Raw genomic sequence first — 8,222 nt, 5'->3', positions numbered from 1 at the left:
GATCAGACCCTCAGGATCGAATGGTCAAAAGCCGAGAGCTTTGTACAAAAAAACCCCTCCTTCCGCCCCCCGAACAGACGTATCCGTAAATGCGACATAAACGGGACTTTTAACTCACAGGGGGGCGGTACTGGAGGGTCAGCTAAGCGGTTAAGTCACCAGAAGATTCGTGAACTTCGAAGTGTGCTGTTTCTCTTCGACCAGAGGCTGAGTGGTCGGCGCTCCGGTATCTATCAACGACTCCTGCTTCGAGCTTTGATTGCTTACGCACACATGCTGGGTTCTACCACCGTGGACGTAGGATGCAGGGCACTGGCGGTGGCAACAGGACTGCACCACGCCACTGTGGCACGCTTGCTGAAGGAATTAAGCCGAATGCCCGGGTCTCCCCTGCAGCTACGGGAACACGCACAGGGCGTCAAAGCGGATGTCTACGAGCTGGAGCTATGCCCGGAAGACGCGGCAGTAGCAGAAACCAAACCCTGGTCTAAGGGACGTATTCATGCCTTACGCCCTGTATTTCGGGCACTGGGAGCTGTTGCAGCACTCGTTTATGAGGCGGTGGAAACACTGACAGCACCACGCACGACAGACATCGTCAGACAGAGCGGCATATCAGCATCTGCGGTAGATCAGGCACTGAAAACCCTGCACGAGCTCGACATGATCGAACGCTGGCACGGAACATGGCGGATCGTTCATACGACAAATTTGATGCAACTGGCAGACCGCCTCGGCGTTCTGGACGACGTCAATCGGCAGATCCAGCAGCATCGTCGTGAACGCCGAATCTGGCATGAATTCCTGGCAGGCCTCCCCGGCAGCACGCTTTACACCCCGCCGCTCATTGAAGCCGAGGTCTGGGACCGCGAGCGCGAGGATTACTGGTTGCCGCCGCCGGATGAAGATGCTTCGCTGGTTGGATTAGCTGCCTATGCGGCGTAGGTCCTTCACGGATCTGAACCGGATGGTCTTAGTGCTCAGTCGGATTGCCTATGTCTTGGCGAAGCCGAGTCTTGCTCGATGGCCATTTGGCATGGTTATTGCTGCTGTGCCAGGAGCCGGGGTTGCCGAGGAGCGGCAGGCTGGATGCCTTGGGTGAGATTTCTATGACGGTATGTCCCTCTATGTCCTATTTGTCTCGGCTGCGGGTTCGTCGGATGCTGAAGGCCGCTGCGGTGATGATGAGGATCAGTGCAGCAGCGCCGATGATGAGGCGGGGCAGGTCGAGGCCTGCGTTGATCTGGGGCAGGGTCAGGAGGGACTGGGAGGCCGGTACGAGTATGCCGTGCTCGAGGAGCCATTCTCGGATGGTGGTGAAGGCGGCGCCGATGGGGATGATTCCAAGGGCCACTGCTGCTGCGCCGAGGAGAAGCAGGACGAAGTTGTCGGTTTCGTTGTCGTTGTTCACTGATGTCCTTAGAGGTTTGGGTGCCGGACGGGGATCAGCGTTGATTCGTCGAGACTGACGGTGTCTGGTTCACCGGTGTCGAAGGCTCGGTAGTCGAGGACGAGGCAGGTGTCGTCGAGGCCGTCGGGTTCGATGTTTTCGACGATTCCCCAGAGTTCGAGGGATTCGTCGATGAGTGCCAGGTCGCCTTCTGTCAGGTCGGTGATTCGGAGGTGTTCGGGTTCGGTATAGCCTTCGAAGTCCTGGAGCTCCCCGGCTGCTTCCGGTGGCTGCTGCAGGTCTTCCTCGTCCGGGGCCGGGACATACCGGGAGGTATCGGGTGCCGTGGCATCGGAGGGGTTTTCGGCGGGAATGTAGTCGATGATTTTGGCTTGGGCATAGTCATCGAAGGTCAGTTGGATGGGCTTGCCGTCGAGGTCGTCTTGGTCGGGGTCGAGGATTTCGATGGATTTGCGGGGATACAGGGTTTGTGTGGGCCGTAGTTGTGCGACGTCGTCGGCGGCGAAATCCGGGCCGTTGGGGTTGGGATCGGGGGCGTAGAACGTTTGGATCTCTGTGGGCTGGGAGTTGTCGTTGAGGCCGATGCCGCGGCCGCGGGCTGCTCGGGGAATGCTGGTTCCGATGGCGGCGGATTCCCACATCATGAGTGCTCCCTGCGGGGACATTCTTCCCATGGAGACGCGGGCGCCGAAGTTGTCCCGCATTTCACCGCCGACGAATTCGACGTCCGGACGCTGGAGGCCGATCACCATGTGGATTTTCGCGCTTCGTGCCAGGCGGGCCAGATCGGCGATGAGGTCCAGGACCGGTGGTTTGGCCGGTGCGCCTTTGGGTTTGACTTGTTTCCACCAGCGTTCAACCCGCTTGAGGAAGGTGGTCAGCTCGTCGATTACGAGTGCGAGGGGTTCGAAGTCGGCCAGATTCGCCCGTCCGTCTTCGATCAGGGCGTAACGCTCTTCCATTAGCTCGTGGGCGGCGAGCACCAGGCGCACCTGATGCTCGATTCGGGAGGCCACCAGTTCAACATTGGGCCAGTCGCGGAAACCGACGAATTCGATCCGTTTGCCGTCGAGGATCCAGGTACGCCAGCCGGCCTGGGTGATGCGCTGGACGATGTTGTGTTCGAAGACGGTCTTTCCCGTGCCGGTGCCGCCGACCACCATCATGTGGGCCTGGACAGCGGGCCACCATTCCAGCGTTGTGCCGTCTTCGTCCACGCCGTAGGGAATCCGGAATTTCTTATAGTGCTCATGGTCGACGGCGAGCGCGGCCTGCTCTGTGGGGGGACGGACCAGGGTGGGGAGCTGGTTTCTGAGCGTGAAGGTGACGGTATCGTTTTCCAGATCCCAGTGGGCTTTCCAGCGTCCTTTGACTCTGGCGCTGAGGACCCGTTCGACTCTGACGCGGCGGGATCCCATGGCCATATTGTTGCCCTGCTGGTGTTTGATGCTCAGGGTCTTGAGCTGGCCGCCTGTTTCGTCGAAGGTGACGTCGGCGGATTCTCCGAAGAGGTCTTTGATCACTCTCTGGGCTCGTTTGGCTTCCGGGCTGGCGTCCTTGGGCGGCTTGTCGGCGGCGGGGTCGGTTTTGAGGCAGAGGAGTTTGCTGCGTTGGTTGTGTTTGTGGATTTTCAGGTTCGCTTCGAAGGTGCGATTGCAGGTGTCCACGACTTTTGCGGCCCAGGCCGGGTCTGAGCCGTTGATGTGTTTGGCGTACCGGATTGTGATGCTGCCCGGGGTGCCGACGAATCCTCCGTGCCAGTTCGAGCAGCGGATGACAGTGCGGGTGGGCTTCCGGACCCCGAGGAGGCTGCTGAGTTCCTCTACGGCGTTGTCATGGATGTTGCCGCGTTTGGCCGAACGGATTCCGGCTGCCACGGCCAGGATAAGGAGGGACATACCGCCCAGGCCGATGAGCAAGATCAGGGAGGGGCGGCCGGCCAAGGACGCTGCGGCTGCGCCGGCCGCTGTGGATGCGGTGATGGCAACGGCGGCGTAGGGGTAGATGGGTGTTCGCGGGGTCAGCTGTGTGAGCTCCGGTTCGGGACCTGTCCACCGGCTATTGGCTGTCTTGATCGTACGAACCACTTTTTGCCTCTCGCCGTCCGGTTCCTTCTCACCTCCTGTAGGCCGCTCGGCCGGCCGTTGTTCTATTCACTCCACGCCCGGTGCCGGGGCGACACGCCGTCGGAAAATGCCGGTTTCCTCTTGACAGTAGGGTCTATCATCGACACTAGGTTCGCTTGCGGTTCTTAAGGGTCGATGAATCATCCCCCACCGTCAGGAAAAGTATCTCCATCCAGATCCACCGGTTACCTGCCTGCAGGGTTTGTTGCCGTAGCCCCTGGCAGCCGCTCCCTCTTTACTTCCTCTGCCGGATCTAGCGTGAAAGCTGGCAGCGGTTATGGCCTTACGGACCGCACGAGCGACAGATATCCCCGGGTGCTGCCGGGACATACCGCGGAGGGCTCGCACCCGCCCGGAGTGCCCCCTTTTCCGTAGGCCGCCGGGGTCCCGGGTCTATGGGCGGGGTGAAAGGTCAGAATAGCCGCTGACCTTCCAGCCGTCCCCGACCTGTTCAAGCTCGATCAGCTGCTCATACTGGACCGGGTTAGCGGCTTCCCACGGATCCTCGCTGAGCACGCGCACGTCATAGGCCACCACCACAGAGGCGGTGCGGGACCGGCCAGCCTCGGCCACAGCTGCCCGGTTGATATGCACCTCGGTACGGGACCGGCCAGCGACAAACCGCTCCCACGCCACGGACGAGTAACTGACGTCGGAGCCCGTGAGGGCATCGGTGAATCCCGGGGTGGCCGTCCGCGCTATTGCCTCACCCCAGATGCCCGGGGAGTCCTGCCAGGATCTGCTGTGATAGGCGATGACAAAGTCCCGCGCCGCCGCCGAGAGGATCCGCTCCTGCTCCGGGGACATACCGTCCAGAAACGTGTTCACCGGTTCTGGAACAACCGCCGCAGATGCCTGAGTCTGCGGCACTGCGGGGACATCCCCGGATGCGGAACCAGCCGCCGCCGGGGCGGGCCGTTCCAGAACAGCACCGGCCGTGGAGCCGGCATCGGAAGTCTGGAACAGCCAGCAGCCGGCCGCTGCCAACACCGCGGCACCACTCCAGATCAGTGCCTCCGGCCTGAGCCTCACGCAGGTCCCTCCTCGCTGAGCAGGACGAAGTATTCAGAGTCCTCGCTCCAGGAGACCGGATGCAGCAGCGTCCCCTTCTGCGGGTTCAATGCGCTGTACATCATGCCGTTGCCGGCGTAGATACCCACATGGCCCCACACCTCATTCTGCTCGTCCCAGTTCTGGACCACGAGGTCACCCGGTTGCGGATCGGAGGTCTTATCTCCGGCTTTCCATTGGCCGGTCCGCGGCAGCTCGGCCCCGATCTGGGCATAGACCCATTGAACGTAGCCGGAGCAGTCCCACTGGCGAAAAGCGGTTCCGCCCCATTGGTAGCTGCCGCCGATTCCCTCCCGGGCCGCAGCAATAAGTGCCGCCCGGGTGCCGGCGGTGTCGACGGCCTCGACCGCCGCGTCCCGGGCCGGATCACACTGGGCCGGTATGTCCCCGCCCAGAGCAGCCAGGATCTGCTTCGCCGTCGTCTCCCACTTCGCATAAGCGGACGGGAACGCGGAAATTTGAACCGCCTGCGCCGCCTGCCCGTACGGCATACCCTCCCACCCCGGAATGTCGAGCAGACCACGGGGAGACCCGCCGTTCGGCCCGGTCGGCCCCCCGAAGAAGGCACGGGCCGCATAAGCCGGATCCATCAGCTCCCCCACACTCCCCCAGCCGGAGGCCGGCCGCTGCTGAAAGGCATTGACCGAATCATGGTCTGCCCCGACCTGATCGTGCGGGTAGTCCAGCGACTCGGGCACCGCTCGGTTGGCGTACACCTGCAGGTTCGATTCCTGCAGCGCCGTCATCAACGCAATGACCAAAGCGCTATCGGGCACCCCCAGCCGGTGACCCTCACCAATGATGGCCCGGGCCACCCCGACCTGGGCATCGGAAAGCACCATCGGCTCCCCGGACGGGGCCATCACGCTCAGACCGGCAGCAGCAACCGCTTCCGGGGTCTGCGGGACCGAAGAGTCTTCGGCCCCTATGGTGATGCCCCGGTCGGCCAGAAACGTCTCAGGATTGACCGGTTTTCCATCGACCTGGATCTCCAGGTGCAGATGCACCCCCGTGGCCGCTCCGGTGGCTCCGGTTCCGCCCAGCGGATCTCCAGCCCGGACTGTGTCACCGATCTGCACCCTGATGGTTCCGTCGGCTCCGTGCGCATACACAAACCGCGTCCCGCCGCCGGCATCGACGTAAATGACGTTGCCGCCCGAGGACGGCCCGACATACGTCACGGTGCCCGCAGAGGCGGAAAAGAACGGCGTCCCCTCCGGCACCCCGGCAATGTCCACCCCCGCATGAAACGTCAACTGGTCTTCAGAAGTGAAAGGCAACGGGACAACACCCGCACCAAACGGATTCGGCCGCTGCCCGAACCGGTCCGTCACCCGCCCCACCAGAGGATTCGCCACCGACCCCTTGACCGCAGGAACAACGCACTGCCCTGAACCGACCTGCCCCGCACTGAGCTGTTCCGGACGCGACCCGCCCAGCGCACCGGCCATCGTCGTGACCGCCAGCAACGGCATCACCACCAGAGCCAGGACCGTTAACCCGGCCAGGACGGCCCCGCCAATACAGAGCTTCCTCACCGCCGGGCTGCCCGGGCCGCCATCCTGGCGGCCGCCAACTTCCGGGCCAGCGCCTCATGCCGCGGCCGGGGCGTTCGCCGGGCCGCGGGAGGAGTGAGCACCCGTCCTTCCAATGCTGTCTGCACGGAGGCCCGCCCGTCCCGCCCGACCACAATCCGACGGGACACGGACGGTACAGTCCGTGCAGCCGGCCCCGCTGCCGGTGCCCGTTTCCGCTTGACCTCGATGGCTTTGGCCGCTGTCCCGGCAGCCAACGCGATGGCCGTGCCGTGAGGGCCGCCGGCCACTTTCGCCGCAGTGGAGACCGCCTTCAACGTCGTCGCGGCTTTGGAACCCGTTCCCCATCCCGGTGCAGGAGCCGGCGGGCCGGCGGCGGCACTGTCCGGGCCTGCGGTCAGCGCCGACTGCCGCCGGCCGGATACCGCTTTGAGACCCGCGGCCGGGGAGGAACCGCGGCGCTCGCCCAGATCCTCGAACCGTCCACCGTCCTGCTGGAACCGCCCGCTGCCAGCCGCGGAATGACTCCCCGCCCGCCAGGAGCCACCTGCGGGAACGGGGCTGGCCGTATGTCCCCCCTGCCTGGGATCAGCGTGCCCCTTTTCGTCCTGGCGCTTTCGATGCCGGTTCCAGGCATCCCGGGCGTAGGGTTCTGCCTTCTCCATCAGGGTCTTGATCGGGCCGGGCCGCGCCTTGCTTTGGGCACCGGTGATGCCCAGTCGGGAGATCCGCTGGGCCAGCGACTGGCCGCTGGCTTTGGCCTTCCGCCAAATCATCCAGAGCAGAACCGCCAGGAGGATCATCATGAGGTTCACAAAGGCCATCTGCGCGATGATGCCCAGATGGGCGGTAGACCCGGATACGTAGACGATGATTTTCAGATAGGCCGCTAGCAGGACCTGCGCCATGACAATCATGGAGGCGTAGAGGAACACCATGGTCAGTGACTGCCAGAATCCGTTGCGCGCTACCCCGGGCAGGATGCCCCATAACGCTGTGGCCATCAGCTTCAGACCTTCCCAAAGGGTCAAGCCGACAGCGGCAAGAAACACCACAGCCAAAGCGAGCGCGATGATGATCAGGCCGAGGCTGCCGGTTTGAATGATGCCGGCCACGCCGAGCTTGGTCAGTGATGCTGAGGAGCTGTAGGCCTTGGCGTCGTCGTCGCATTCTCCTACCCGGTCGCGCAGGGTGCTGTCTTTGGTATTGAGCGGGTCGGCACCGGTGATGTTGTCGTCAAAGATCTGGTCGCATTCGTCGGTCAGGACATTGCCGAAGGAAATGGTCTGGGCGGGGATGCGGACGAAGATGTCGGAGAGTTGGGCCATGACGGTTTCGCTCAGTATGTCGCTGGGGTCCGTGCTGTGGGCGGGGGACGGGGCATTGGGGTCGGTGACCAGTGCGACGGCGAGTTCGCCGCCGTAGTCCTGGGTTTTGGCGAGCAGTCCGGTGGGGCCCGTGACGGTCTGGACGGGATTGGCCAGGATTCCGGTCGCCATGACGGCCAGGAGCCCGGCAATGATGATTTCGAGGAGTCCGGAGGAGACTTTGCCGCGGATGATGTAGAGGATGGCCACGCCCATGGTCAGGGTCATGGCGAAGGGGACCCAGTGCAGCTGGGAGGTGAGGTCCTGAAACGATAGCGCGATTTCATTGACCGGTGTGGCGATGAAGGCGACCCATTCGAAGGAGATGAGGAATTCGATGAGGGTGAAGACGGCGATGACCAGCAGGATGTGGATCGTCCAGAAGATGTCGATGAGGGCACCGAGCCACCACATGTCCATGTTGGTCAGTCCTCCCCGGTCGATGGGCAGGCTGAGGTATTGGTAGAGGCTGATGCCGTGGCTGTCTTTGATTGCCAGGCTTTCAAACATGGCATCGAGGGCGTTGCCTTCACCGGTGTCGGCGTGGGCGGCAGGTGCGGCTGCCAGGGTGGCGGCCAGGGCCAGGACCGCGGCCGTCAGGATCCGGGTAGCGGCCGTGGATGCCCTCGTCCCGGAGGCGCTCTTCCCGGGGGTACCGGGCTGGGGTGCGGTTGGCTGTTTCCTTCCTTTTCGGACGGTGCTGGGCAGCATG

The 8,222-nt window shown here is 63.4% G+C and carries 5 protein-coding genes and 1 pseudogene; 1 reads left to right on the top strand and 5 read right to left on the bottom strand.

Annotated features, from left to right (window positions below):
• A pseudogene (locus AC5RW2_RS35900) lies at positions 1-945 on the top strand (hypothetical protein); the annotation flags it as partial.
• A gap of 187 nt (positions 946-1,132) precedes the next feature.
• Here AC5RW2_RS35900 and AC5RW2_RS35895 read toward each other — a convergent pair.
• The 5 genes from AC5RW2_RS35895 to AC5RW2_RS35875 form a co-directional block, all read right to left on the bottom strand.
• On the bottom strand, positions 1,133-1,411 hold the full coding sequence (locus AC5RW2_RS35895; RefSeq protein WP_494032060.1) for a hypothetical protein: 279 nt from the start codon (positions 1,409-1,411) through the stop codon (positions 1,133-1,135).
• Between the two features lie 8 nt (positions 1,412-1,419).
• Positions 1,420-3,498 (bottom strand): FtsK/SpoIIIE domain-containing protein, encoded by a 2,079-nt coding sequence (locus AC5RW2_RS35890; RefSeq protein WP_494032059.1) that lies wholly within the window; start codon positions 3,496-3,498, stop codon positions 1,420-1,422.
• Between the two features lie 432 nt (positions 3,499-3,930).
• Positions 3,931-4,569, bottom strand: a complete 639-nt coding sequence (locus tag AC5RW2_RS35885) for a hypothetical protein (protein ID WP_494032058.1) — start codon at positions 4,567-4,569, stop codon at positions 3,931-3,933.
• Entirely contained in the window at positions 4,566-6,146 is a 1,581-nt protein-coding gene (locus AC5RW2_RS35880; RefSeq protein ID WP_494032057.1) for a peptidoglycan DD-metalloendopeptidase family protein, read from the bottom strand. The genes AC5RW2_RS35885 and AC5RW2_RS35880 overlap by 4 nt, the downstream gene beginning before the upstream one ends.
• Positions 6,143-8,221, bottom strand: a complete 2,079-nt coding sequence (locus AC5RW2_RS35875; protein WP_494032056.1) for a hypothetical protein — start codon at positions 8,219-8,221, stop codon at positions 6,143-6,145. The genes AC5RW2_RS35880 and AC5RW2_RS35875 overlap by 4 nt, the downstream gene beginning before the upstream one ends.
• Position 8,222: the final 1 nt, after the last annotated feature.

The sequence above is a fragment of the Arthrobacter sp. B0316-1-20 genome (assembly GCF_059091865.1).
Note: the sequence above shows the minus strand (reverse complement) of the source record. Positions and strands in the feature narration are given on the sequence as shown.